Below are 25357 nucleotides of genomic sequence, written 5' to 3'. Positions count from 1 at the left end.
TAGTGAAGAGTGATAAACGATGACCGGGCCGCCGGAGCGGTGATGAATGGGCCGACGCAAACTCGTTCATCACTCATCGTTTATCATTCATCATTTTCCATTACCCATTAAAAAACATGGCCTACGGATTATTGAACGGAAAACGGGGCATCATTTCCGGTGCCTTAGACGACAAATCGATTGCCTGGAAAGTCGCTCTGAAAGCGAAAGAAGAAGGCGCTATTTTTACCCTTACCAATGCTCCCATTGCCATGCGGATGGGCGCGATCAATCAACTGGCGGAACAGTGTAATGCCGAAATCATTCCGGCAGATGCTACGTCCGTTGAAGACCTCGAAAATTTGTTCACCAAGTCGCAGGAAGTGCTGGGCGGCAAAGTTGATTTTGTGTTGCACAGTATCGGGATGAGTCCCAATGTCCGGAAAGGGAAAGCCTACGCGGACCTGAACTATGAATGGTACAAGCAAAGCGTCGATATTTCGGCGATGTCGCTGCACAAAATGTTGCAGACTGCCTATAAACTCGACGCCATCAGCGAATGGGGTTCTGTAGTAGCGCTCACCTACATGGCGGCTCAGCGCACATTCCCTTTCTACAATGACATGGCCGATGCAAAAGCTTTACTCGAATCGGTGGCGCGTAGCTTTGGTTACCACTACGGTAAATACCGGAACGTACGAGTTAATACAGTATCGCAGTCGCCTACACCTACGAAAGCAGGTAGTGGTATTGGTGGTTTTGATAAATTCTTCGAATTCGCTGAAAAAATGGCTCCGCTGGGTAATGCTACCGCCGACCAGTGCGCCGATTACGTCGTTACGTTATTCTCAGACTTTACCCGCATGGTGACGATGCAGAACCTGTTCCACGATGGCGGTTTCTCGATGACCGGTATTTCGGAAGAGGTAATGGGCTTGTTGGCGAAAGAGTAAGATATGTACCAGCGAGTGTGTTCAGTGAAGAGTGTCCTGTAGAACATTACCCAGAATAATGGTTTACAGGACACTCTTCACTGAACACGCTCGCTCATTCATAAGCTATTCGTCTGATTCACTTTCAGTTTCCTGCTTTTGTGCTTGCTTTTTTTCTGTTTACCCCACCAGATAATAAAACCAGTAATCGGTAAACTGCCGCCAATCAGGCTGGCAAAAAAAGCCAGCATCTTCCCCGGAAGTCCTAAAACCGAGCCGATGTGAATATCATAGGTCATTCGGCGCAGTTGATTACCGAATGTATCTTCCGAAAATTTCTGGCCGTAAATTTTGTCTTTGGGCAGTTCTTTGAGTGTGAACTGGTCATGTATATAGCCCTGATTATCGTAAATAACACCAGCCGACGGATAAACCGTTATAATGATAACAGCTTTATGGTCAGTTGAATCCGGGAAGGATATATAAAAACCTTTTGAATCGGGATGCTTCTTAGCAGCTTGCTGCCAGACCAAATCAACGGCCTGAGCGGGTGTATAGGGACGTAGCGTTTGCAACGTATCAGAATTGAACGTACCGTAACCAGGAAACGGCGTTCCACCTGACGTAATCCAGTAAACACCTTTCCCGAACCAGTCAAGGCCGTATACCATGCCCGTCATAGCAATGGCCGCTACCACCAGCAGTGAATAAAAGCCAAGTACGTTATGTAAATCATAATTAACCCGTTTAGCCGACCCAGTCCACTTGATGGCGAAGCTCCGTTGGCGCATGCTTTTCGTCCACTTATGCGGCCACCACAACACCAGCCCCGTAATCAGCGTAAAGACAAAGATTAACGTACTGTAATTGACTATGGGACGACCAATTTTATAAGGAAGCCATAAAAAACGGTGCCCTTCCAAAATCCATTCGAAAAAATCCCCTTCGGCCGCTTTGGGGTCAGTTTTACGGATAACTTCGCCTGTGTACGGATGGATTTTCAGGGCGGGAGTTTCGCTTCTTTGTCCACCTAAGTTGACGTTTATGGTTCTTCCCTGATGATATTCAGCCGAACCAACACGCTTCCCCGGAAATTCCTTATCGACAATCGTCATGATCTGAGAAGGCTGAATAACCGGCTTTTGTTGATACGCTACGTTCGTTTCAGGGTCAAGGAACGTACTGGTTATTTCCTCCTGAAATACCCAGATACAACCTGTCAGGCAGACAAGAATTACGACGATACCGGTTACCAGACCCAGCCATAGATGTAGCCAGGCCGAAATTCGGTAAAAACGGGATCGGGAAAATTCTTTTCGTTTGGAAACCATAAGTAAATGGCGAAAGAGCGAATTAACTTACTCGTTCGTTCACTCTTTCGTTCAATTACGCTTACTGTACCTTGAAGATACCGCCCACAAACGACGCCTGAACTTCAGCACCTTTTTTGGCCGTAGCCGTTGGTACGTCAATCTGGTAGATGAACGTAGCACCGTCGGCCCCTGTGATGGGGTAATAAACTTTGCTGCCATCGATCAGCACCGGGAAACTCCGTCCACCATTACCATTGTGAACCAACGATGCGGCTGTTCCTGTCTCTGGTTTAACGTCCGTAATTTTCTGGTTTACTACGTCGATGATGGCCATTTTCAGTGATTTGTCTCCCCAGCGGTCGTCTGCCGTCTGGGTAGCTATGGTGCTGATAGTCGCGAATACCAAACCGTTGCCGATGTACTTCATGTGCGAGATTTTGCCTCCCAATTTGTCCGTATTGAAGAAATAAGTCTGATCGAAAACCGTTTCGCCATTTTTGATACGTAGGAAACCGCCGGGTTTGGTCGACTTACTGTAGCCGTTCGAGATGTTGCTGGAAGACATCGAATAGATATCGCCACTTTCCGTTTTGAACAAACCGTTTTTGGTTTGCCAGGCGCCCGTTGGGCCAGTACGTGTATCGGTAATCAGTTTTTCAAACTTGATTTCGGGATACGTATAAACCGCTACGTAGTTTGTGTCGGTATGATTGGTATTAAACAAAGCATCGAAATGCAGATTTGACACAAACAATTGATTACCACGTACCACCATGCCTGAATAAACTGGGTTGTCGCCACCAGCTACCAGCGGAGCCAATGGGGTCGATAGGTTTTTGGTGATCGCTTTCGAGTTGATATCCACAAAGTACCAGCGGGCGCTGTTGCCGTTGGCTTTCGAAGGGTATTCCAGCGCCAGCATCTGGTTGTTGTCGACCTGCTGTATATCGTCAGCCGCCCGATCGAAAGTTGCTGTGCCACTGACATTTAGTTGACCATTGGCATCCTGAGTAACACCGTTTACGTTAGCCTGCTCAAAGCCTCCAATTGCAAATACGGTGTTGTTTCCCTGCGAAAAATCCCGGTAGCCCGCCAGTGTCAGGCCATTACCCACTGGAGAAATTTTGCCAGTCAATAAATCCGTGGCTTTTACTACGTAGTTGGTCGTGGTTCCGTTTGACGTAACGCCCATGCCTAATACATACGAGGTTTGTCCCGGTGTAGGGTCTGTTGTATTGGTTTTACTACACGATAGCGCAGCAAAGGCAAAACCTGTCGCAAGAGCCGCATTAATTAATTGTTTACGCATTATCTGATTGTATTAATTGAAAAAAGACGATTTAGTTACTGATGAAATACCGGAACTTGACGGAGAACGAGCGTCCCGGCTTCTGGAGCCGGTAGGAGTCATAGAGCAGATTGTCGGTGAAATTCCGGCACTCCAGGGCAAGATTGTATTTGCCATTCGCCAGCGAATAAGCTGCCGACAGGTTGTGGGCAACCTGCGTGGGGATGATGTATCGTTGATTGAATGCGCTTTCACCCAACTCCGCAAAGACCAGATAATATTTCTCCACGTAATTCATATTGTATGCGAGCGTTAGCACCCGGTTAGGTTGGGTCGGTAGGTTCAGGCCAACGTTCGCGTTGCCGAACAAATACGGCAGGTTGGGAAGCCGAAAATTATACGTAATGTTTCGGGTAACGCCCCCCGTGAAACCACTACTCTGTTCAAATTCCTGTTTGTCAATAATGCTCTGATACGTACCGTTGACCGATACGAATAACCGCTTTTTGAAATAGTAAGCGAGTTCAGCCTCAATGCCCGTCGTTCTGACTTTGCCTCTGTTCTGATTCTGCCGTTGAGCCCCAGAAACGGATTGATCAAGGCGAATAAAGTCTTTCGTCAGTCGATAAATAAGACCGGTTTCGGCTGTAATCCGGTGGTCTTTTTCAGCCGGAGTAGCATAGTGGGCACCCAAGTTAATGTTGTCACTTTTTTCTGGTTTCAAACCCACACTGTACACGACAAAAACGCCATCGCCAAAAATTTCGCTACCCTCGGGCATGCGATAGGCATGTTCATAAGAGCCTTTCACCTGAATCGTGGGATGTAGAAAATAAGCCGTTGCCAGTCCATATCCGGGGTTGGAATAGTTGAACGTAGTGGCTTCGTAGCGCTCCTGTGCTGTAAACGCATCGACCTGCTGATAACCAACGGCCTTCATGGCAAAGAATTTACCGAAAACCGAGGTTGTAAACTTGTTGTGAATATCCAGATTCCAGGCCAGCCCCAGTGCATTCTTGGCTAAATCAGATGGAAATCGGTTGCCGATGGCATCTGGGTTCTCCGGATCGTACGACGAACGGTGAAAGTTTGTTCCTACGTAATTCAGCGCCAGTGTCTGCTGACCGTCGATGCGGTACGTCAGGTTCGCCGTAAGCAACCCTTCATGATCTTTATTCTGATTCCGAGTGCGGCTACGCTCTCCACCAACACTACTAGTACTCGATGCCGGATTGACTTTGAACTGGCCTAACCAGTTGTACTCGCGAGCTGTAGTATCGATGAGCGTGAACCGGGTCATGTTGTAAGCAGCATATAGATTCAGATCCAGCCCGTTTAGCCAGAGGTCTTTTTTCTTATATTTTACGGTTGGAATCAGCGTGCGCGTGTGGCTGGTGATGGCGCCGAAAACACGCTCCATAACTACGCCGGTCTGTACGTCTTTGTCATTACCTGACGCAATCAGCCCAATCAGCAGTCGGTCAGCAAATGGTTTGTTGGTTACGCCAGCTTCCAGTTGCATGGTGGCTGACTGGTAGTCATCGTGATAACGACGTACCCACTGGTCAGGACCGAAGTTGCTCGTTGCCAGATTTTTGATGGGCACCAGCACGCGGTACTTGTTGTCCGAATAATTGAAGAACGTATTGGCCCGAACGGTAAAACCGGTTTTGGCATTTGTGTAGGCGCCATTTAGGGCGACTCGGTGCGTATTGAACGAACCGAACGAATAGCTGGCGTCCAGATAGTTGGGATTGCGCCGACTGACAATATTGACTGCTCCGCCCAGGGCATCGGTACCCAGGCTCACCGGCAGTACGCCTTTGTAAACCTCAATACGTTCAGCCGCGTTGGCGGGGAAATTATTCAGTGTTAGCGAGGATCCGAAGTTGTCAATTGGAATTCCATCCAGAAAAAACTTGACCTGATTTCCCGAGAAGCCGTTCAACGAAAAATTAAAGTTGGACCCCAGCCCACCTTCTTCCCGAATACGGATTCCCGTCGTCGTATTCAAGACCTGATTAAGATCGCGGTTCAGTCCGTAAACGGTTTTCAGATCAATGGCGTTGACTGCAAAGCCCTGCTCGTTAATCTGCCGGACTTCATTTTTACCCCGAACTACCACTTCACCCAGATCACCGTCGGGTAGCAAAACTAGATTTTTCAACTCCGTATTACGTCCGGCAGTAATGACTATAGAACGCTCGATCCTTTTTAAACCTACTTTACTGACTACTATCGTATACTGGCCCGCTGGTGCAGATAGGGTGAAGGAACCGGTCGTATCGGACGTAGCATTATAGTTTGTATTAGCCAGCATAACTGTGGCAAATGCTACGGGTACTTTATCCTGAGTAATAAGCTGGCCACTGATTTGCCCCGAACCGGGTTGCGCGAAAAGGGGTTGTTGCAAGGCCAACAGCCAGAAAAACAGCCAATTAAGTTTGTGATAGGAACAGGTAAAAAAACGTAATGCCATTCTGTGTTTACCTATTCGTCCGACTACGTAATGCCACAAGACAAATGCTACCTTCTTATTCGTCAAGGCATTTTGTACAACAGCCCTGTTCATAATTGAGCGCATTTCCGGGAAAGAAATCAGAAAATAGGTCTTAGTGCCTATTTAGACTAATTTTAATTAGCAAAATTAGCGACGATTCCGAAAAAAGCCAAAAGAGACGTGACTATTTGTGGCCTAATAGAAGATAGTAAGACGGGAAATAACCCATTGAATAGGTTAAATGCCTTACGGTCAGATATTTAGAATATTATTATTATTTCATATATATTATTAATAATTGGAAAGGTTGAAATTTAGCTTTCAATATAGATTGGCTACGCTATTTTCAAAGCCTGCGTATGTATTGGTGGGAAACCGTTACGTTACCCAGGATTAAGATTTCTTTATTTTAGTCGAAAAGGAATTTGCTAAACCGACCCATTGGTATCATCTCCTGTCTGTTTAGCACTATAACGAATGGGCAGCCGAACGCGAAATAAAGTGCCCCGGCCTGTAATACTTTCAATTTCCAGACTAGCCTTCAATAGTTCACACAATCGCTTAACGATCTGTAAACCAATTCCTTCTCCCTGATTGGCCTGATGCCCCATTACACGCAGTTCTTCGCTTGGAGGAATAGTTGGTACGTTGATAGGCAAAACGGCCACTGGCTCAGCGGCATCAACAGACAATACACTGGTTGCTTCGACGGTTGGCTTGAGTAGATCACCAAATACAGTGGCTAGTGCAGAAGGCAAGCCCGGTCCCGAATCCTGAATGCTTACGATCCAGCGGGCATCATTTTCCAACGCCCAGGAAATCGATATAAACCCAGTAGATGTGTATTTTAAGGCGTTCAGCAGTAGATTCTGAATGATACGTTGCAGTTTGACAGGATCAGTTTCAGCGAGTAGGGAGGCCGGCCCCTCGGCTCGGAGTAATAATTTCCGCTCAGCAGCAAGCGCCTGTCCACTTTGGACTATCTCGTGCAGGAAGGGTGCTACGTCCATAGTCTTAAACTGAAGTTTTTCTTCACCCGCTTCCAGGCGAGAAAGGTCCATTAAGTTCGTCAGCATTGTCTCAACGCTCGCCAGATTACGGCTTAACATGTCCAAATACTGCTCCCGTTGCTCTTCTGAAAGGCCCTCCAGCTTTAACATGTAGGCCGCTCCGTTAATAATACCTAATCCTCCTTGCAGGTCATGAGCAGATGTTCGCAGTATCGTGATTCGCTCCTGGGATAAGGCCGTCATTTTATCGACAGCCTGCTGAAGGGCAGCCGACCGTTGAGTGGCTTCCAATCGCTGCAAATCGTCGTACTTAACAACGCTACCCTCCATGGCCTCCTGCATGATCTGGGAAATCTGCTGGTTGACATCCAGTAAGAGGTGAGCATCTGTTTGGGGGAAAAGGGCCTGAAATCGTTTAAGCTCAGTATACAGAATCTGCGTTAAGTGGGCGACTTCCCGCATAGTATCGATTAAGGAAAACGATTTTTGCCAGCGATGCAGACCGTGCGCCTGGGCGGTCAGAGCTGGGTCAGCCTCAGGAGCTTTTCCCAGCAATCGTGCTTCCAGAATGTCTAAAATCAGCGGGAGCAGGTTGTTAAATTCTTCGCGGCTTAACGATAGCCCTTTAGATAACGTAGCATCTCCCTGACAAGCTGTTCGCCAACTGTTTAGAACGGTTTCCCGTTGCGCGAATAAATAGGCGGTAATAGCTGATAAGGATTGAGGGTTGTCAGCGTAAGAGGACTCCATGCGTGTATATCCGGTCTTTACTGGTTTTTTGCTTTTTCTGAAATCGAGAACAATAGGATAATCATCAGACCTCCAGTAGATTAATGCTGCTCATTTTTCATAAACTAATAAGGAAATGACTTGTTCGTAGATCATTTAATGTACAAAGCATTTGCCTTCGCTCATCGATTTCTTCGGCTTGTAAACGCTCAATAGCGAATAGAACAAAACGGTATGTTTAAGAACATCCTATTAGCCAGTTATGAAGTAACGAACATGAATGGTTGTGAGGTTGTGGGCAGTATTAGAAGCGTCAATAGACGACGTACCGTTCCCTTACTTCCACTCCTCTACTGCCGATAAATAGTAATAAGGTTGAGTTTATAGAAAGTGCGATAAGACCTAAAACCATGCTTAAGTAAATCGATAAAATACGTATGAAACTCAAGGCTATTGTTGAGCAGATTCAACACGAAAGTAAAGTCGTACAGGGTGAGGCTACCAAGGATATGACCTATGAAAGCCACCATACGTATCTGGACGAATCGGCGGCTAAAGAAGCATTTGCCAACTCGGTAGCTAAACTCCTGAATGTGAACGGCTGGTCGGACCTTTCCAGCCTTGCCTCCGATTTTGCACTGTATGATTCAATCGGTCGGCAAAAACACGCTGGGCCCGTTGAGATCGACGATTTTATCCAGATTGGCTTACCCGGTCCAACACCCGAAAATTGGGTACGTGTTATTTCTCTGTCAAGAAGCGACAATCTGGCTGAATTCACGGTTCAACCCTGCCCGGACCCGTTGGCCAGTAAGCCAGACCAGATTGACCATTTTTTCGCGGAACAGGCACGTAGCACATTTCGGGTCAAATTATCGGGCAATACAATCAGTGCGTTTGAAATTGGGCAACATGAATCCATCAATAATCAACAACCTCAGGCTGGAGAGCGAGGGTTCATCAACACAATCATCGCCGAAGCAGGCTGGTTGTTTTATCAAAAAATTCAGTGGAAACTTCTAACCGATTACCTGGTTCACCTGTAAATCTATGGACCACTTTCTCCAGTTTATTTGCGGTTTCGTAACCAATGTATAGGCAATCCCGACACTAATAACAGTAATATAAATGGGCAATTTAACGTAACGACCAATGGGCAGTAAATCCTACAATAGTCCGACTTACTGGCAACCCTTTACCAAAACGGAAAAAACATCTCAATGGGTAGCCGGCCTTGATGAACAATTAAAACACACTAAGAATCGCAGTAAGCTGCCCATGCAACTCGAAAAAGGGGAGCTTAGCGTTTGCTTAACTGATACGTCATTCTGGCTTGTCTACTCCTTTCACAAAGCAGGTCATCTGGCGGTTCGAACCTGCTTTGATCCCCAGTCGATTAAAGGCTATACGGTTGGCACATCAAGTAAGACCAAGGTAGAATATCTGGTTGAAGGAGCCTCGGGGCAATATACTATTACCATCGAAATCCCGGAGAGCGACGTTCCGCTACTACGTTATATTACTACGTTAGTCCCTGAGTTACCGTTTACCATTCAGGCCTTTCCCCGGGATGTGTATATATTGGATAAAGACTATAAACCTACGACAACTCAGGGAATGGTCTATGTTACTCAGAGCGGGCCAACCGCCGGCCTGGCTTATCTGTCCATAACAAAACCGCTGGAAGGTTCGCTGCTCTATTTTCAAAACCTGACATCCCTCAATGATTTCTGCCAGACCACCCAAAGCGACCCTTCCGGTACGGTAAGCGTCCAATGGCCAGAGGTAGGCTTCGCTTTACCAACTACGCAGGAACCTCTACCCGCCGGGAAAGAAATAACGCTTTCAGACGCCCTCCTTTTCGTGAGCGACGTAGTACCCCAAAGCGAATTTGAAGCTGCTGATCAGTTTCTGGAGGCAATAGCCAGTATTTATCACCAATTGCCCAAGCCGAAAACGGAGTATTATCATTGGCCCAAAACGGCTAAACAAACGATTGAAGCCTTAAGCGAATCCACGCACTGCGGACGCACGATTCAGAAGCAATATTACCTCAACGCTTACGTCGATGCCATTCGGAAACCACCCGAAAGTATGGTGCAACTGACGATTCTGGTACCGCTCTGGGAGTATCAACACTGGGCAGATGAAGCGGTGCCTCTGGTCCAACGATTGCAACAGAACCTGCCTTCGTTTTATAATGACAACCAGCAAACAATCGTGCGTTGGTTGCCTGCCGGTACGTTCACCGAGGATAAGGAAGAACGTAGCGAGGAGCAGGATCCTACTAAAATAGACTCCTGGTATTTGCTCCATACGCTGATGAATCTGGGCCGACTGGCCGATCAGGGCCATCAACAGGCTAAAGAATTACTGTTCGACTCGCTGGAATTTGTCATTAAAGCGGCCCACCATTTTAAGTATGACTGGCCGGTATTTTACGACATACGGACGCTGGAGGTCGTAAAAGCCGAAACAGATACTGGCAAAGGAGGTGAACTGGATGTAGCCGGATTATATACCCATGTGATGCTTCAGGCGTATGATTTTACCCGGGAAAAGCGATATCTGGATGAAGCCATTACGTCGGCTGAACGGCTGCGAGGGAAAGGCTTCGAGCTTCTCTATCAGAGTAATATCACCATTATGAGTGCGCTGACACTGGCGAAACTCTGGAAAATTACAAGTAATCGATTGTATTTCGATTTGAGTCGGCTGGGGCTGGCTAATGTCATTGCCCGGTTGTGGATCTGGGACTGCCAGTTCGGTTTTGGCCAGCAGCGAAGTACCTTCCTGGGTGTTGCTCCGCTACGTGACGCCCCCTATCTGGCGGCTTATGAAGAAGGTGAAATTATAGCCACCATGCTTAGTTACCTCAAGGAGGTAGGGCGGGATGTTCCCGAGTCCATCCGGCTATTCTTCGCCGAATACATGAAATACCTTCTTCACCGGGGACGGTATTATTTCCCGCAGGAACTCCCGGCTGAGGCCGTTTGTCAGGAACCCAAGGAAGGACGTATCGTACCAGACTTACCCATTCCCCTTGAAGACATGCCAACTGGCTGGAAACAGGCTGGAGCGGTAGGGCAGGAGGTTTATGGTGGGGCATTGGCCTATATCCTGGCGACCTATGCCTACAAGCGGTTTGATAACGTACCGGTTATTATTTACTGCGAATATCCTATTGAACAGGCTGAATATCAGATAACAGGGAAAGAGAGTGGTTATGCTGTTTTGCGTTTGGGTGGTACGTCTGCCTATCGCTGTCGGATACAGCTCCTGGCGAAAGGGCGGCAGCTGCCCCACGTTAAGCTCTTTGATGAAGATGATAGTGCCAGCAAACCGTTTACCCCCAGTGCGCAGGATAAACACTTTCAGGAATATGAAGTAAGGGGAGACACGCGGCTTCGGGTAGAATGGGCGAAAAAGCTATGAGTCAACTCGAATACCATAGACAAACTAACAGACAACGTTATGGAACAACCAAACATACACACTGCCGTCGAATCATTGGTCGACAAACGGATTTTGATAACCGGCGGCACCACCGGTATTGGCCGGGCAATTGCCCTTTTGCTGGGTTCGTATGGAGCCAGCATCGTTACGTTCGGCCGTCATCAGGAGCAACTGGATGAGGTTCTTGCGGTTATTCGGCGAAATGGTGGCCGGGCGGAGGGATGTGTGGCAGATAGTGCTAGTGCGGAGGATATTCAGCGGGTTTTTCAACTCGTTGACCAAACGCTGGGCGGACTGGATATTCTTATCAATTGTGCTGCGCTTGGTGGTGAGTCGATTGATGAGATGGCCGATGCCGACTGGCGTTACGTTATCGAAACCAACCTGATTGGGTATCTGGCAACGACCAAAGAAGCCCTGAACCGTATGAAACCCAACAAACGCGGTCATATTGTGCTGGTTGGATCGATGAGCGCCGATGTGCGGGAAGAAGGCAGTTCCATATATGTAGCAACTAAGTCGGGCATTCAGGGATTTGCCGAAAGCCTTCGGAAAGAGGTCAATCCGCTGGGAATCAAAATTAGTCTGGTCGAGCCGGGGGCGGTGGGTTCGGATATGCAGGAAACCACACCCGAAGAAGAGCGCGAACAGCAGCAAAAAGGCGAAATGCTACGTGCCGAAGATATTGCCGTTTGTGTGCAGTACATTCTGACCCAGCCGCTACGTTGCGATGTCGTGTCCGTGCAGATACGTCCACATTTACAACTCATTTAATCATTGATGGATGGTTTTTCCCGTAGATAAACTCATTTTTTCGCCCAATGATATTGACCTTCAGTTCTCACCGCTACGTCAGTCCATTCAGGTTGATACGTATGTACTGGGCGCATTCAACCCTGGATTGGCGCGGTTACCTAACGGGAATCTGCTCATTATGATTCGCGTGGCCGAAGCCCTCAATCGGCCTATTATCGGAGAGGTCATTCATGCTATTCGCTGGGATGCGGATGCTGGTTATCAACTCGATACGTATCCGCTCAGTAGTGTGAATGCGGCTGATCCGCGTAAGTTTCAGTTGCTGGGAAATCCTTATAAAGTGATGGCGCTTACGTCGCTGTCGTGGCTATTGCCGGTAGAGCTGACTCCTGATGGAACCAGCGTAATACAGATTCACTACGACAAAATTATCGCTCCCCAGCGGACGTATCAGGAGTATGGGGTGGAAGATGCACGTATCACAAAAATTGACGATACGTATTATATGACTACCTGTTCGGTGAGTTCAGAGCGGCACTCAACGACACTTTATACCTCAACCGATGGGCTCACTTATAAACTGGAAGGCATCATTCTCGACCATCAGAACAAGGACATGGTGTTTTTTGAAGGCAAAATCGACGGGAATTTTTTCGTCCTTACTCGCCCCTTAGGCGATTTGTATTTCGCCACTCCGCCAGGTAGTCCGTACTATGCCGGACCCACCATTAACCTTGCCCAATCGCCCGATGGGCTGCATTGGAAACCGCTGGATGAACCGTTTATCCGCGCCCGAAAAGGCACAGCTTCGACAATGAAACTGGGCGGTGGTACGCAACCGATTCTGACTGACCACGGGTGGCTGATGCTTTACCACGGGGTTGAGTTGCAGGGGCTGGTCGGTATTTATCGCACGTTCTGGGCGTTACTGGATGCGCAGAATCCAAGCCAGATTCTGCATCTGGAAGATACAGTACCGGTACTCGAAGCGAACCCGTCTCTAACCGAACCTATTAAAGATCAGTTGTATCTATCTGATGTGGTCTTTACTACCGGCCTTGTCGATATGGGTGATTACTACGTTGTTGCCTCAGGCGAATGTGATCTGGCGTGCCGTATCACCCACATTCCTAAATCTGTTTTTGCGTTGGGAACGTAACGTCTGGTTTTTCTTTAAAGTACACCTGATTTCTCAACGTAATGCTTAAAAAATACCCCTTACTGCTCGTTTTCGCGATTACCTTATTTGACATCATTGTCGGAAATGGTTTAGGCGCTTTGGTTGCCGACTACGTTATAAACTTACCCGCCAAACCCATCATGCTGACGGGCGGAATCGCCGTTACGTTGGCTATTCAATTGGCGTTCTCACCCGCCATCGGTCAATGGTCCGACAAGCGTGGCCGACGACCGGCGGTCATTGCCACGACAATAGTCTCCCTCTTTACTTCGCTACTGCTGTTACCGCTACAAACCTGGGGATACGTATTGAACCGATGTTTCAAAGGCGTAACGAATGGCCTGGATTCGGTGATGCGTTCGTCGGTGTCGGACCTTACAGAAAAAGATGAATTTCTTAAATATTCAGGTCTTCTGAGTTTCATTATCGGCGCGGGACCAATCATAGGGGCAATGGGAACTGGCTGGCTGATGCTGGTCTACAGTGGCGGGCGAATTAGCCCTTTACCTACGGTCATTCTGTTGCTGGCGTTGGGCCTTTTGAACATCGGACTGGCTTTCTTTTTTAAAGAAACGAATCCGAAAAAAGAGCCGGTTGAGGTCAAGGAATTGGCCCAAAAAGCAGCTAATTCTCTGAAAGTTGTTACGTTGTGGAAACAACTCACGGCTGCCGACAAGGAATTGCCGGGTGTGAAACTGGTTTTCATCCTGAATATGATCGCTACGTTGGGGATGGGATACTACGCTTATTTTGTTGCGTTTCTGACCGAGAGTGATCTGATGATGACACCGCGTGAAACAGCCTGGTTCTTTCTGTACTTTGGATGTATTGCGATACTGGCAAATATCATTTTCTTTACGTTTATTGCTCACCGTGTCAACAAACGAAAAGTCATTATTTTTCTGGCGCTGCTTAGCGTTGGATTACAGGTACTTTACACCTTTTCGGAGTCATCCATGACGCTGCTCTACGTAGTGGCGGGCGTAGACGCACTGACCGTTTCAATTATCACCGGGCTCACCGGAAGCCTACTTTCCATTATGGTTAAAGAGGGTGGTGGTCAGGGCGAAATGTTCGGTAATATTCAGGCGTTGGGAGGGCTAGCCAGCTTCGTATCTGCTTTAATGAATAGTCTGCTATCGGGTGTAAGTACGATAGCTCCGTTTATCTTTTGTGCCATTAGTATGGCCGCCGTTGCCATCTGGACTATACGTCTGCCCGAAGCGGCTAAAAAATTCACCGATCGAAAAACGTTTGGTTAATCGTACTGAACGATACGTTATTTCAGCTTTGAGATTATTAATAAAACAGAACGTAGCAGTTTCCTGGCTGCTACGTTCTGTTTTGTTGATTGGTAAAGGCTTTAATACTCGTACTTAATTCCCATTTTCTTGGCCATATCGGAAAACACCTGCGGATCAAAATCATCAGCACCCGGTGCATTGAGCTGAGGCTCTTCCTCTAAATCAGGAACTGGATAACCCGGAATAGCGCCTTCGATTACTACGCACTCCTGACCATCATCAGGATGCGGTCCATTCCAGATCAGTCCTGCCTGCTTATAATCTTCCTGACTGAACGTGTACAACTGCAAATGCAGTTTTTGTTCCATAAACTTTTTGGCTTCGGGAAACGCATTATTACTCAAATCCGGGATCGGCAAAAGTTTGGTGACTTCCACGCCCGTTAGCTTTTCCAGGGCTTTGGCGTAAGCTACGATGTGCAGGCCACCACGTACCAGCAAATAACCCACCATTGTGCGGGCCGTTGGGTCTGTTACCATTTCATAAGCGCGCATTTTGTTGCCTCGGGCGCCACATTCCAGAAAGAAATTGTGAAGCAGGTCCAGTTTCAGATTTCCGCTGCTAAACACATTCTGGCCGTTCCAGAAATTACCCATTGAATCGACCGGTAAAGCTCCCTGTCCACTGGCAATATAATGATACGTATTGCGGGCATTAACGGCATCAGCAAGTGGGCCAGGAACAGGATCATGACCTCGTTTGGTAACGCCTGTCAGCAGCAGATTGATCGCGTAGGAAACCACCTCGATATGACCATATTCTTCACCTGCGATACTGGCAATCACATCATAGAAAGGACGAATTTTCTTACGACCCCGAAAGTTAAACGACTGAAAGGTGTAGTTCATCAGCGTAGACATTTCGCCGAACTTCCCCCCCAATAATTCCTGAATAGCTGCGGCATCATTGGCCGATGGGTTTTTGGGTGTAGGCAACTCAATTGGAAGCCGATCCATCTTTAAAATCATAACCGTATGGTTTAAGTTAGAACCCGAAACACTTGTTCACTAACCCAACCCACGGCTGCGGAGCATAGTTAGAAATGAGCTGTAGCCAACGAGGTAACGGGCCTTCGCTTCGAAGATCAGCTGATTCGTACTGGATACAACAGAGAAATTTTCTGTCCTGGAAAGGGGGGTACTTCCATTCTAACCAATTAATTTCCAATTCGCATAGTAACTATGTGTTCTCAATTTTGCTGCCTGACAGCAATAACCTGTTTGGTAGGTATACTACAAGCGTTAGTCATTTTACCATTAAGCTATCCTTATGCAGTACGTACGCCGTTTTGCCCTTTCCTTTTTGCTTTTAGCTACTCTCAGCCAACTACAGGCCCAAAATGCGAAAGAGGCAAATTATGACGAATCAAAAGTTCCTGCCTATACCTTACCCGACATACTGAAAACAACTACGAATCAGGACATTCGGACTAAGGCAAACTGGGAAAAAATAAGACGGCCTGAAATCATTAAACTGTTTGAAGACAATGTATACGGGCAAATGCCCAAAACCTTCGACCGCCTTACCTACTCCATAAAAAGGGAAGATGCCAATGCTATGGCTGGCAAAGCAACTTTAAAAGAGGTTCTGATTGAGGTGGTCCATCACAATCAGTCCGTAAAGATTAATCTGGTACTTTTTGTGCCGACCAAGCGAAAGGGGCCAACGCCGGCTTTTCTGCTGATAAACAATCGGGGCAAAGACAATACGGACCCCACCCGGGTGCATAAAAGTGAATTCTGGCCGGCCGAAATGGTCATTGATAGTGGGTATGCTATTGCCGCTTTCCATGTTAGCGATCTGGCTCCTGATGACACGGTTCAGTACGTCAACGGAGTGCTTCAGCTTTACCCAGAGCAATTAACCGCCAATAACGGCATGCGGGCCATTGGCGCCTGGGCCTGGGGAGCTAGCCGGGTACTGGATTATTTGGAGAAAGATGCAACGATAGACGCCAAAAAAGTGGCTATCGTTGGGCACTCCCGGGGTGGAAAAGCTTCTCTGTGGGCGGCTGCCGAAGACCAGCGGTTTGCGATGTGTCTTTCCAATTGTTCGGGGAATACAGGGGCAGCCTTATCACACAGGCGTTTTGGCGAAACCATTAATCGAATCAATACTGTTTTTCCGCACTGGTTTGCCAGGAAATACAAAAAATTCAATAACAACGAAGACGCTTTGCCTCTGGATCAGCATATGCTGCTGGCATCCATTGCGCCAAGGCCGTTGTATGTGACCAATGCGTCGAAAGACCTTTGGGCTGATCCTACAGGAACATTTTTGTCGTTAAAATATGCCCAGAAGGCTTATTCCTTATACGGTGTTGAAGCGAATTTACCGGTCAGTCCGCCAGCTATAAACCAGCCCATTAGTAAATCGCCACTTGGCTATCATAATCGGGAAGGTGAGCATAACTTAACAGCCTACGACTGGAGCAATTTTATACAATTTGCCAAGGTACATTACAAAAAATAAGCAGCCTTTACGTTTAATCAACTGATTGCAGCGGCATAGTATATTTCCACTGGGCTTCCAGCAGGGCATCTGCATAGGGCTGATGGAGCACTCGGCTAAACGGCTGAGCGGCTGAATCTGTATCCCAAAGACCAGAGTGGTGCCAATGATCCAGATGATCCCAATCAGGGCGATCAATAATTGGATATAGGCAGACGCCCCATAACGGCACCTCCGCCTGAATAACAGCAGCGCATTCCTGAGCAATCATGGAAATCCATTGCGGGCGATGTTCGCCAGAATGACTCGTTTCGGTTAGGGCAATTGGTTTTTTATAGCGCCTGTAGGCTTTCATCAGGAGTTTACGGAGAGGCAGCCAACGAGGGTCGGGAATAGGATCGCCCCAGGGCAGGAAACTATTATAATCCAGTACCCACTGATTGTTATAGTAGTAATTATAACCCAGTATATCCAGATAGTCCGGTGAGCCTCCTAGTTCGGGAGCGATGTATCCGGCCAGCATATCAACGGCCTGAAACTGATTTTCATCGGTAACAGCTGCATCTATAATCTGTTCCGGAGTAGCGCCAAGGGGGGGGACAATCTGAACAAGCGGTTCTGTCGTCAGAATGCGGACGGTAGGATCAATTTCACGCATGGCCGCCACCCCTTCAATATAGGCTCGCATCAACCCCAGTTTGACTTCCCAACCCTGACGAGTGCAATACGGAGCCGTACCCCGAACATCGCCACCCAGCCAGGAAATGAAACTCACTTCGTTGATAGGCGTAACAATCAGGGCTTCATCGGGATAACGGTCGCGATAGTACTGCACAAAAGACCGACACAGGGCCGCAAACCGTCGGGCAAACATAGGGTGAAGTGGCGTCAGGTCGTCAGGAAAGCCGAAATGACATAGGTCCCATACCTGTTGAATTTCCAGACGATGACCAGCGGCAAGCATCTCCTCAACTGGCCGCCAATTATACTGGTATGCCCTCTTTTCAACCTGACTCCACCGAATTCCTTCACGTACGGTTCGAATATTGAATGGACTGAGTCGCTGGTAATCAGCTTCAATTTCCTGAAAATGTCCCGTAACGGTTAATAAATCGACTCGATTACCGAAACAGTTCAGTTGATCTGTACACTCGAAACCCGCCCACCAGAAGGATTGAAATGGATTTGAACGTAACGAATTTTCCATAAACGACAGTTAACGTATCACTCTTTGGTATGAACTGTTAACTGCTTACGGATGAAAGCTGTTACGTTATCGGGCGCTTCCCACGGCAATAAATGACCGACACCGGCGACGAAATCTAACGTAGCAGTTCGCAGATAGGGCTTCGTTAACGTAGTATGTACGTGGGTCGGAATAGCGGTATCGGCCGTACCAGCCAGAATCGCCACCGGAACTGAAATAGCAATTACCTGAGATGAAATATCTTCTTTGCTTCCTACAGTAAGCCAGGATCGCCAGGCGATTTGATCGGAACGTAGATTATCGGTAATGATTTGCTGCTTTGCCCGTTCCGGAAGCGGAACTGACGTAATCTGGGTGAACGTTTTTTCAGCGGCCGACCGCTGGCCGTGCGTTTCAAGTAAATTTTGCCGGTCAGCGTCAGCAATTGGTTCAGGTACAGGGGGCGAGGGTGATAAAAGCAATAGATTCTGAAGACGGGTTGGCTGACGACTGGCGACTGCCAAAGCCACTTTTCCGCCCATGGAATGACCGATTAGTACGAACGTATCAATTCCCAGTAAAATCAGTAAGGCCATAATGTCATCGGCCATTGTATTAACTGAATAATCACCAGGAGGAGCGGCAGAGTCGCCATGTCCGCGCAGGTCTACAGCGACACAGCGGTATTGATTCGCCAACTGATTCATTACGTTTGTCCATTCCAGCGCTGAGCCGCCGAAATAATGTAAAAACACCAGCGTTAGCGGACCGTTGCCTAACTCAATTACGTTGAGCTGAATATTATTGACAGAATAGTGCACAGACAATCGATTTACGTAGCAACTTTTAATCGGGCAGGTTGCTCCGTAATCGCCAGCATTTCGGCGTGGGGCACAATCGTGATCTGACCAAATTCTTTCAGAACCGTTTTATAAGCTTCGGCAACAGGCCGGGGCTTGCGGTTTAAGTCATAAAGCCCACAGGCGTTTACGTGGTTATTGACCTCTTTCAACTGGGAGTCCCAGTCTATCTGATCGATAAGGCTATACCAGGTAAATCCAACTACCGGTACACCATTCTGACGCATACGTAGCACGCTGGCCCATTGTTTTAGCAGCCAAACCGGAGCTATATCAGCTTCAAAGACGTTTGTTTCTGTATGCATAACGGGCATTCGGTAGCGCTCATAGTAATCTTTGGTGATTTCGTACCAGCCTAATACGTCCATAGAAGTCTGAATCGATCCATCGGGTAACTTGATCCGTTCGTTACGTCCGTAATAATCGTTGCCCATGATCTGATAACCAGGAGGTTTGCCTGCCATAAACCATTCATATTCTTTACGCGTCAGGCCATTGTCCATCATGTACATGGCAACGGATGCAGACGGCGGATTAGCGTATAACAAATCAAGGGATAAAAAACGCAGTTCGTTTTCCAACATGATTTCCGGAGAAGGGTTCGCCAGGAGCTCATGCGTGAATTCGGCGCTTTCACTTTGTACGATTACACAATCATTACGTCGTTGGGCAATCTGCTGGTTGCCCATAATACTGGCGGCTACGCAATGCTTAAGCGCCGTTACAAACCCTTTGTCGGTTTTGAGCTGCTCATTCCAGGAGCCTTCCTTCGCGCTCAATCGGGCTGTTACGTAAATTTCATTGACGGGCGTATAAAAACGTACCCACGGATATCGTTCGGCGACGGCTCCGGCATATTCCGCAAAATGAACGGGCAAATCAGGATTCTGAAAGTCGCCAATCCAGTCGGGAACGCCGAAATGCATTAGATCCAGGATTGGGATTATGTTCAATCGCTTGATTTCGGCCATCGCTTCATCCGCAAAACTCCAGTCGAATTTCCCGGGTGCCTGATGAATGCTGTAGTACGGTAGGCCATAACGTAGTACGTTCAATCCCAGCTCCTTTACCAGCCCCAGGTCTTCTTTCCAGCGGTCATAGTGGCCGCATTCCCGGAGCAAGTCCCGACGTACATTGCCATGCTGGATAGTTGGGTAGGAGCATTCGATGCCGGTGGCGAACATAAAGTTGCTGGCACTGTCGATGGGTAGTCCACTACCGTCCTTTCCAGCCGCTCCACCGAATTGATCGCCTGCATAATTGCCATCACCAAATTGTTTTTTGATACGTTCTAAAAATCCTTTTTGATTCATAACGTTGCTACAGGCGTTTGTTATTGGTTAGGAAACGATCGGCCGTACGGAGTGATAAAGCCATGATTGTCAGCGCCGGATTGACACTCAGCGCACTAGGAAAAGTTGAGTTGTCGCTGATGTACAGGTTCGGAATGTCGAATGACTGCCCATCAGGGTTAACCACGGCCGTAGTCGGATTCATACCCATGCGACAGGTGCCGATAACATGCGCGTTACGTGGATATGCCCAAACGTTTTTTGCTCCGGCGGCTTCCCAGATTGCCCGCATCAACGTATCAGCATGGGCCGTCATGCGTTTTTCGTTTTCGCCATTCGAAAAGTAGATACGGGGTTTTGGCAGCCCCCGACTGTCTTTCTCACCTGACAATTCCAGATAATTATGCGCGGCAGGCAGGCAATCGCCCAGTATGTTGATACCCGCTACGTGGTTGTAAGCCAGCGCGGCCTTTTTCAAATCCTGCCCCCACGTACCTAACGCGCGGGTCATCTGAGTGAGATACGTAACAGGCATGACGCCAATGGATTGCAGCAGGTAGCCACCGGCAAAATCAGCCTGCTGCGGACGATGGGTATCTTCCGAAATAATTGCTCCAGGGATGCCTTTAAAGGGACGTACTGCTTCATCGAATTCACCCCAAATCTGCAAGCCGGGATGCGCCATCAGATTACGCCCCACTTGACCGCTGCTGTTCGCCAGTTCATTCAGCAGAAGTAGTCGGGGTGTTTCCACCGCTCCGGCGCAGAGAAATACGTAGCGACAGCGCTGCCGCTCTTCCTGCCCATTTCGACTGTAAACAACGTCGCTGATACGTCCTGACGGATCTTTAATCAGTTGTGTGACGAAACTCTCCGGTCGAATTTGGGCTCCGTAACGTAGCGCCAACGGAATATACGTAACGTCCATACTAGCTTTCGCCCCGATGGTACAACCCGCCTGACAAAAGCCCCGATTCGTACAGGCGTGCCGATACCCAACACCTTCCTGGTAATACTCAGCCGATAAAGCTGCATTGGCCGCCGGAGAGGTTCGAATTCCTAGTTGTTTACATCCTTTCTGCATGAGCATACCCGCCCCATTAATGGGCAAAGGGCCTAACGGATAAGCTCGTTTGCGAGCAGGTCCCCAGGGGTAAGGAGATGGACCAGAAACGCCCAGGAGCTGTTCAACCTCCTCGTAATAAGACTCCAGTTGATCGAAGCCCCAGGGCCAGTCTTCGCCAACGCCGAACTCGCTACGTAACATAAGGTCGTCGGGTTGGGCGCGCGGGGTATAAGCCGTATAATGCAGCGTTGAGCCACCGACGCCGGTACCTGAATTATTGCTGCCAAACGGAAGCGGATTTTCGCCCGCGCTCAGTCGTTCATCAGTCCAGAATAACGTTTCCTGTGCCTTTTCGTCGGTAGCAAAATCTTTTGCCGGATTCCAGTATCGACCAGCTTCCAGCGCAACAACCTTCAATCCCGCAGCCGCCAGCCGGGCCAGCAACGGAGCGCCACCAGCACCCGTTCCAATTACGACGGCATCGACGGGTGTAGGTTGTTTGTTATAGTGCATAAGCCTTTATTTGCTACGTTCAGGTTCGCGTTCTTCTCGTTGATCGAGCCCGATACGTTGCCAACCCGGTACGTCGGCCATGCCTACGTAACCAATTTCCTCCTGAGCCAGCGGATGGCTGTAATAGTGGTAGGTCGATTCGGCTAGTAATTCTTCAAAGAATCGGTCAGCGCGTAGTTTTTTCCAGCTTTCGCCCGGTGCTTTGGCCTGTTGAACGGCTCGAAGTACTTGATCCTGATACGTATCCGAAAGTTGTTGAAAGGGTTGCCCAAACAGCTTTTGAGCGGCTTCATCAATACCGGCCAGCCCTAATTGATACGTATCTTCATCGATGGGCATATCGTCGTATCGCCACCCATCCGATTTGCCCTGCGCTAGCCGGGAATCAATTCCACCTGCTACGTCGATGGCTCTGTGATGCTCAGATTGAGGAATCAGCCGGTCGCAAATGGTGCGGAGGAGGTTCAACTCATAGTTCGAGAAAAACTGTGGTGGCTGAGTTTCGGTCGTAAGTCGTTCTGTCAGCGCACGTCGGGTAGCGTCGGTTACCTGATCGGTTGCCATCAGCGCACGAACAGTACCTACAGGATAAGCTATTTCCATAAACAGTTAGAAAAACGTTAGCCCAGCTTCCCGCCGGTTACTTCAACGATGCTACCTGTCATGAAACTGCCTTCGCTGGAAGCTAGTAATACGTAGGCAGGCGCTATTTCTTCTGGCTGTCCAGGACGTGCCAGTGCAACTTCATGACCAAAGTTTTTCACTTCTTCTTCTGGCATCGTTCCGGGAATATTAGGCGTCCATACCGGCCCCGGCGCAACGCAGTTTACCCGAATATTTCGTTTACCCAACTGAATTGCCAGTGATTTGGTAAAGGCATGAATCGCACCCTTGGATGCGGTGTAATCCAGCAGAATAGGGTTACCGGTGATGCCTACAATACTACCTGTATTCACAATGGCATCGCCGTCGTGTAGATGGGGCAAAACGGCTTTTGCCATGAAGAAATAACCGAAAATATTCGTCTCGAACGTCCGGCGAAATTGCTCTTCGGTGATATCTTCAATCGATTCCTGCGCCATCTGATAAGCGGCATTGTTCACCAGAATATTCAGTTTTCCGTAATGGTCGACGGTTTGCTTTACCGCATCCTGACAGGCAGCCGCGCTCCGAACATCGGCCTGAATGACCAGGCAGGAACGTCCTTTGCTTTCCACAAGCTGTTGGGTAATGTTGGCGTCATCGGTATTTTCGTTATACACAATAGCCACATTTGCCCCTTCCATGGCAAATGCAATAGCTACGGCGCGACCGATTCCAGAATCTGCACCCGTAATGAGCGCAATTTTATCCGTCAGTTTTCCGGCGGGTTTATAATTCGATAGATTGGAATCGGGGGCGGGGTCCATATCGGACTGGCGCGCGGGATAAGGCAGTTTCTGTCCCGGTATTTCCTCCGATTTGGGGCGAAACTCAGTGGTTGTTTCCATAACGTCGTTGAGCTACGACCGCTAAAAGTTGCTGCGGGTTCGTAAGTTCAGTAAACCGCTGTATAATGCTTTTGTTAGCACGTGCCATTCCTATTTACGTGCGTAGTCATTCAACAATGGCTCAATTTGATAGTTATGAGGTAAGCGACTCTTTGCGCGATTGAGCTTTTATGCAGTCTACGATTGATTCACCCATTACTCAACCCGTTCATAAACGTGCACTTTTTGACTTATTCCCACCCGATCCTGACTTACAGGTTTCGGTCATCATACCTGTTAAGAATGAGGCCGATTCGCTGGAGAATACATTGAACGCGCTACGTTGCCAGAAAGATCTGGATGGAGCGTCCCTGCCAAAACAGAGCTATGAAGTATTGATTTTACTCAATAATTGTACAGATCAATCGGGGCAGATTACTCGGTCATATCAGCTACGTTACCCAGATTTCAGGTTATTGGTCGCTACAGTTCAGTTGCCTGTAGAGATGGCTAATGTGGGAACAGCTCGTCGATTATTAATGGATGAAGCCTGTAATCGCTTTTGCCAGCTTGATCGACCAACGGGTATTATTGCTTCCACTGATGGCGATACGTTTGTTGATAGTCAGTGGATTGCTCAGATATGTACTGAAATTGACCAGGGCTGCGACGTAGTGGGTGGCCGAATTTTAACGCAGCCGGATGATACACCTGTTCGACTTAATCATCTTCGAAATGTTACGTATCGCTCCCTTATCGCCCGACTTGAATCGCTGCTTGATCCGCTTCCATTCGATCCCTGGCCCCGACATTTTCAGCACTTTGGCGCCAGCATCGCCCTGACCTGCGCTATGTATAAGCGCGTGGGAGGCTTACCACCCGTTGCCTGTCTGGAAGACGAAGCGCTGTACAGGGCGCTGGAACGTATTGACGCCCGGATTCGACAAAGTCCGCTGGTACGTGTTACTACGTCTTCACGAACCCAGGGCCGGGTAGCCATAGGCTTTTCGGAGCAGCTACGTTACTGGGAAGTGCTCAATAAGACACATCAACACCAATTGGTCGAATGCGCAGAGACGGTTGTTCACCGCATTCGGGCCCGGCACCGACTTCGGCTTTACTGGCAGCAACGGCATACGCAACCTCCTTTCTGCTTACAGGCGATTGCTGCGAATTTAGCCCTTGACTATTCTTGTCTGCAATCTCAACTGGACCAAAGCCATTATTTTGGCCAGTTTTGGGAGTACGTTGACGCCTGTCTCACCAACAATGGCTGGGCGAACCGCTGGCAACCAGTTCCGATTACCGAAGCCATCTCTCAACTTCGGTTGTTGGTAAATACGCTGGAAAAGAACGTAGCAGCCGCTTCAGTCGATTAACAAGAACACTGGCTAAGCTCTCTAGCGTCAGCAATACGTTGTAAGTGCATTCGTTAACCTATTTGCCAATTCAGTATTCACGTACTACGTTTCAGCCTTCTTCTGAAATAAATCCAGTCGATACGTAGCGGCTCGTTTATGGGTCAGGTGTGCAAGAGGGCCACCGGACTGGGTACATTCCATAAAGAAATCATGAACCTGATCGCCCGTGAGCGGATAATCATGAACGAAAGGTGTCCAGTGAACAAGCAATAGCTGTCCGCCGGGAATCAGGTGGTCAATAAGCAGCTGACGAACCCGCGCCAAATCAGGTAAGGCAAAATAATACCCCACTTCCGACAGCAAAATCAAATCGAACGTATTGGCCGGAAACTCATCGGGAATACGCATTAGCCGGATCGTTACGTCTGGATTATTCGCTAAGCGTTTCCGGGCAGCCTCCAAAGGCAATTCACTCGCATCGACGGCTAACAACTGTTGGCAACGAGCCGCCAGTTGTTCAGTCAACACACCAATAGAACAGCCTATTTCGAAAGCAGACTGATACTGGCTTTTGGGTAAAGCTGCCAACGTATCTCGGTATTTTTCCTGCTCATACACACTACTGGAAAACGACCAGGGATCTGCATTGGCCTGGTACACAGCATCAAAATAAGTTTTATCTAAACTTGGAAGGGGTGTCGGCATACTATTT

20 protein-coding genes are annotated in these 25357 nt (G+C 48.3%); 8 read left to right on the top strand and 12 right to left on the bottom strand.

Annotated features, from left to right (window positions below; genetic code table 11):
• Positions 1–116: 116 nt before the first annotated feature.
• Positions 117–932 (top strand): enoyl-ACP reductase FabI, encoded by an 816-nt coding sequence (locus IC229_RS17620; protein WP_190888328.1) that lies wholly within the window; start codon positions 117–119, stop codon positions 930–932.
• A 98-nt stretch (positions 933–1030) separates the two neighbouring features.
• On the opposite strand, the gene IC229_RS17615 is transcribed toward IC229_RS17620, so the two are convergent.
• The 4 genes from IC229_RS17615 to IC229_RS17600 form a co-directional block, all read right to left on the bottom strand.
• Entirely contained in the window at positions 1031–2242 is a 1212-nt protein-coding gene (locus IC229_RS17615; protein ID WP_190888327.1) for a PepSY-associated TM helix domain-containing protein, read from the bottom strand.
• 61 nt (positions 2243–2303) lie between these two features.
• Positions 2304–3533, bottom strand: a complete 1230-nt coding sequence (locus IC229_RS17610; protein ID WP_190888326.1) for a DUF4374 domain-containing protein — start codon at positions 3531–3533, stop codon at positions 2304–2306.
• 31 nt (positions 3534–3564) lie between these two features.
• Positions 3565–5925: a TonB-dependent receptor gene (locus IC229_RS17605; protein WP_190888325.1), complete on the bottom strand. Its 2361-nt coding sequence runs from the start codon at positions 5923–5925 to the stop codon at positions 3565–3567.
• 515 nt (positions 5926–6440) lie between these two features.
• The gene (locus tag IC229_RS17600; protein ID WP_190888324.1) at positions 6441–7772 is read right to left on the bottom strand and encodes a sensor histidine kinase; all 1332 of its coding nucleotides are present in this window, start codon (positions 7770–7772) and stop codon (positions 6441–6443) included.
• Positions 7773–8188: 416 nt separating this feature from the next.
• Here IC229_RS17600 and IC229_RS17595 point away from each other — a divergent pair, with 416 nt between their 5' ends.
• From IC229_RS17595 to IC229_RS17575, 5 genes are all read left to right on the top strand, one after another.
• Positions 8189–8797: a hypothetical protein gene (locus IC229_RS17595; protein WP_190888323.1), complete on the top strand. Its 609-nt coding sequence runs from the start codon at positions 8189–8191 to the stop codon at positions 8795–8797.
• 106 nt (positions 8798–8903) lie between these two features.
• Positions 8904–11186: a hypothetical protein gene (locus tag IC229_RS17590; RefSeq protein ID WP_190888322.1), complete on the top strand. Its 2283-nt coding sequence runs from the start codon at positions 8904–8906 to the stop codon at positions 11184–11186.
• Positions 11187–11225: 39 nt separating this feature from the next.
• Positions 11226–11981: an SDR family oxidoreductase gene (locus tag IC229_RS17585; protein ID WP_190888321.1), complete on the top strand. Its 756-nt coding sequence runs from the start codon at positions 11226–11228 to the stop codon at positions 11979–11981.
• A 10-nt stretch (positions 11982–11991) separates the two neighbouring features.
• Positions 11992–13122 (top strand): glycoside hydrolase family 130 protein, encoded by a 1131-nt coding sequence (locus IC229_RS17580; RefSeq protein ID WP_190888320.1) that lies wholly within the window; start codon positions 11992–11994, stop codon positions 13120–13122.
• A 41-nt stretch (positions 13123–13163) separates the two neighbouring features.
• Complete coding sequence (locus IC229_RS17575; RefSeq protein WP_190888319.1) at positions 13164–14405, top strand: MFS transporter; 1242 nt, start codon at positions 13164–13166, stop codon at positions 14403–14405.
• A 101-nt stretch (positions 14406–14506) separates the two neighbouring features.
• On the opposite strand, the gene IC229_RS17570 is transcribed toward IC229_RS17575, so the two are convergent.
• Positions 14507–15415 carry a manganese catalase family protein gene (locus IC229_RS17570; RefSeq protein WP_190888318.1) on the bottom strand — a complete coding sequence of 303 codons (909 nt, stop codon included), beginning with the start codon at positions 15413–15415 and terminating at the stop codon, positions 14507–14509.
• A 301-nt stretch (positions 15416–15716) separates the two neighbouring features.
• On the opposite strand from IC229_RS17570, the gene IC229_RS17565 reads away from it, so the two are divergent.
• Entirely contained in the window at positions 15717–16919 is a 1203-nt protein-coding gene (locus IC229_RS17565; protein ID WP_190888317.1) for a glucuronyl esterase domain-containing protein, read from the top strand.
• A gap of 13 nt (positions 16920–16932) precedes the next feature.
• Here IC229_RS17565 and IC229_RS17560 read toward each other — a convergent pair whose 3' ends face one another.
• From IC229_RS17560 to IC229_RS17535, 6 genes are read right to left on the bottom strand one after another with little or no spacing between them, the layout of a single operon-like run.
• Positions 16933–18105, bottom strand: a complete 1173-nt coding sequence (locus tag IC229_RS17560) for an amine oxidase (RefSeq protein WP_190888316.1) — start codon at positions 18103–18105, stop codon at positions 16933–16935.
• Between the two features lie 17 nt (positions 18106–18122).
• Positions 18123–18905, bottom strand: coding sequence for an alpha/beta fold hydrolase (locus tag IC229_RS17555; RefSeq protein WP_190888315.1), 783 nt, complete (start codon positions 18903–18905; stop codon positions 18123–18125).
• A gap of 11 nt (positions 18906–18916) precedes the next feature.
• Positions 18917–20257, bottom strand: a complete 1341-nt coding sequence (locus IC229_RS17550) for a family 1 glycosylhydrolase (RefSeq protein WP_190888314.1) — start codon at positions 20255–20257, stop codon at positions 18917–18919.
• 7 nt (positions 20258–20264) lie between these two features.
• On the bottom strand, positions 20265–21815 hold the full coding sequence (locus IC229_RS17545; protein WP_190888313.1) for a GMC family oxidoreductase: 1551 nt from the start codon (positions 21813–21815) through the stop codon (positions 20265–20267).
• Between the two features lie 6 nt (positions 21816–21821).
• Complete coding sequence (locus IC229_RS17540) at positions 21822–22418, bottom strand: gluconate 2-dehydrogenase subunit 3 family protein (protein WP_190888312.1); 597 nt, start codon at positions 22416–22418, stop codon at positions 21822–21824.
• Between the two features lie 17 nt (positions 22419–22435).
• The gene (locus IC229_RS17535; protein ID WP_190888311.1) at positions 22436–23305 is read right to left on the bottom strand and encodes an SDR family oxidoreductase; all 870 of its coding nucleotides are present in this window, start codon (positions 23303–23305) and stop codon (positions 22436–22438) included.
• 170 nt (positions 23306–23475) lie between these two features.
• Here IC229_RS17535 and IC229_RS17530 point away from each other — a divergent pair, with 170 nt between their 5' ends.
• Positions 23476–24663, top strand: a complete 1188-nt coding sequence (locus IC229_RS17530; RefSeq protein ID WP_190888310.1) for a glycosyltransferase family 2 protein — start codon at positions 23476–23478, stop codon at positions 24661–24663.
• Between the two features lie 84 nt (positions 24664–24747).
• Here the strand turns inward: IC229_RS17530 and IC229_RS17525 are convergent, their stop codons facing one another.
• Entirely contained in the window at positions 24748–25350 is a 603-nt protein-coding gene (locus IC229_RS17525) for a class I SAM-dependent methyltransferase (protein WP_190888309.1), read from the bottom strand.
• Between the last annotated feature and the right edge of the window lie 7 nt (positions 25351–25357).

This window comes from Spirosoma profusum (genome assembly GCF_014699005.1).
Classification (GTDB): Bacteria; Bacteroidota; Bacteroidia; order Cytophagales; family Spirosomataceae; genus Spirosoma; species Spirosoma profusum.
The sequence above is the reverse complement of the archived record's forward strand: the minus strand, read 5'-3'. Positions and strand labels throughout refer to the sequence as shown.

Excerpts from the sequence above, each read along its gene's own strand:
- IC229_RS17620 (WP_190888328.1), top strand. The coding sequence starts at position 117 with ATGGCCTACGGATTATTGAACGGAAAACGGGGCATCATTTCCGGTGCC.
- IC229_RS17615 (WP_190888327.1), bottom strand. The coding sequence starts at position 2,242 with ATGGTTTCCAAACGAAAAGAATTTTCCCGATCCCGTTTTTACCGAATT.
- IC229_RS17610 (WP_190888326.1), bottom strand. The coding sequence starts at position 3,533 with ATGCGTAAACAATTAATTAATGCGGCTCTTGCGACAGGTTTTGCCTTT.
- IC229_RS17600 (WP_190888324.1), bottom strand. The coding sequence starts at position 7,772 with ATGGAGTCCTCTTACGCTGACAACCCTCAATCCTTATCAGCTATTACC.
- IC229_RS17595 (WP_190888323.1), top strand. The coding sequence starts at position 8,189 with ATGAAACTCAAGGCTATTGTTGAGCAGATTCAACACGAAAGTAAAGTC.
- IC229_RS17590 (WP_190888322.1), top strand. The coding sequence starts at position 8,904 with ATGGGCAGTAAATCCTACAATAGTCCGACTTACTGGCAACCCTTTACC.
- IC229_RS17585 (WP_190888321.1), top strand. The coding sequence starts at position 11,226 with ATGGAACAACCAAACATACACACTGCCGTCGAATCATTGGTCGACAAA.
- IC229_RS17580 (WP_190888320.1), top strand. The coding sequence starts at position 11,992 with ATGGTTTTTCCCGTAGATAAACTCATTTTTTCGCCCAATGATATTGAC.
- IC229_RS17575 (WP_190888319.1), top strand. The coding sequence starts at position 13,164 with ATGCTTAAAAAATACCCCTTACTGCTCGTTTTCGCGATTACCTTATTT.
- IC229_RS17570 (WP_190888318.1), bottom strand. The coding sequence starts at position 15,415 with ATGATTTTAAAGATGGATCGGCTTCCAATTGAGTTGCCTACACCCAAA.
- IC229_RS17565 (WP_190888317.1), top strand. The coding sequence starts at position 15,717 with ATGCAGTACGTACGCCGTTTTGCCCTTTCCTTTTTGCTTTTAGCTACT.
- IC229_RS17560 (WP_190888316.1), bottom strand. The coding sequence starts at position 18,105 with ATGGAAAATTCGTTACGTTCAAATCCATTTCAATCCTTCTGGTGGGCG.
- IC229_RS17550 (WP_190888314.1), bottom strand. The coding sequence starts at position 20,257 with ATGAATCAAAAAGGATTTTTAGAACGTATCAAAAAACAATTTGGTGAT.
- IC229_RS17545 (WP_190888313.1), bottom strand. The coding sequence starts at position 21,815 with ATGCACTATAACAAACAACCTACACCCGTCGATGCCGTCGTAATTGGA.
- IC229_RS17540 (WP_190888312.1), bottom strand. The coding sequence starts at position 22,418 with ATGGAAATAGCTTATCCTGTAGGTACTGTTCGTGCGCTGATGGCAACC.
- IC229_RS17535 (WP_190888311.1), bottom strand. The coding sequence starts at position 23,305 with ATGGAAACAACCACTGAGTTTCGCCCCAAATCGGAGGAAATACCGGGA.
- IC229_RS17530 (WP_190888310.1), top strand. The coding sequence starts at position 23,476 with ATGCAGTCTACGATTGATTCACCCATTACTCAACCCGTTCATAAACGT.
- IC229_RS17525 (WP_190888309.1), bottom strand. The coding sequence starts at position 25,350 with ATGCCGACACCCCTTCCAAGTTTAGATAAAACTTATTTTGATGCTGTG.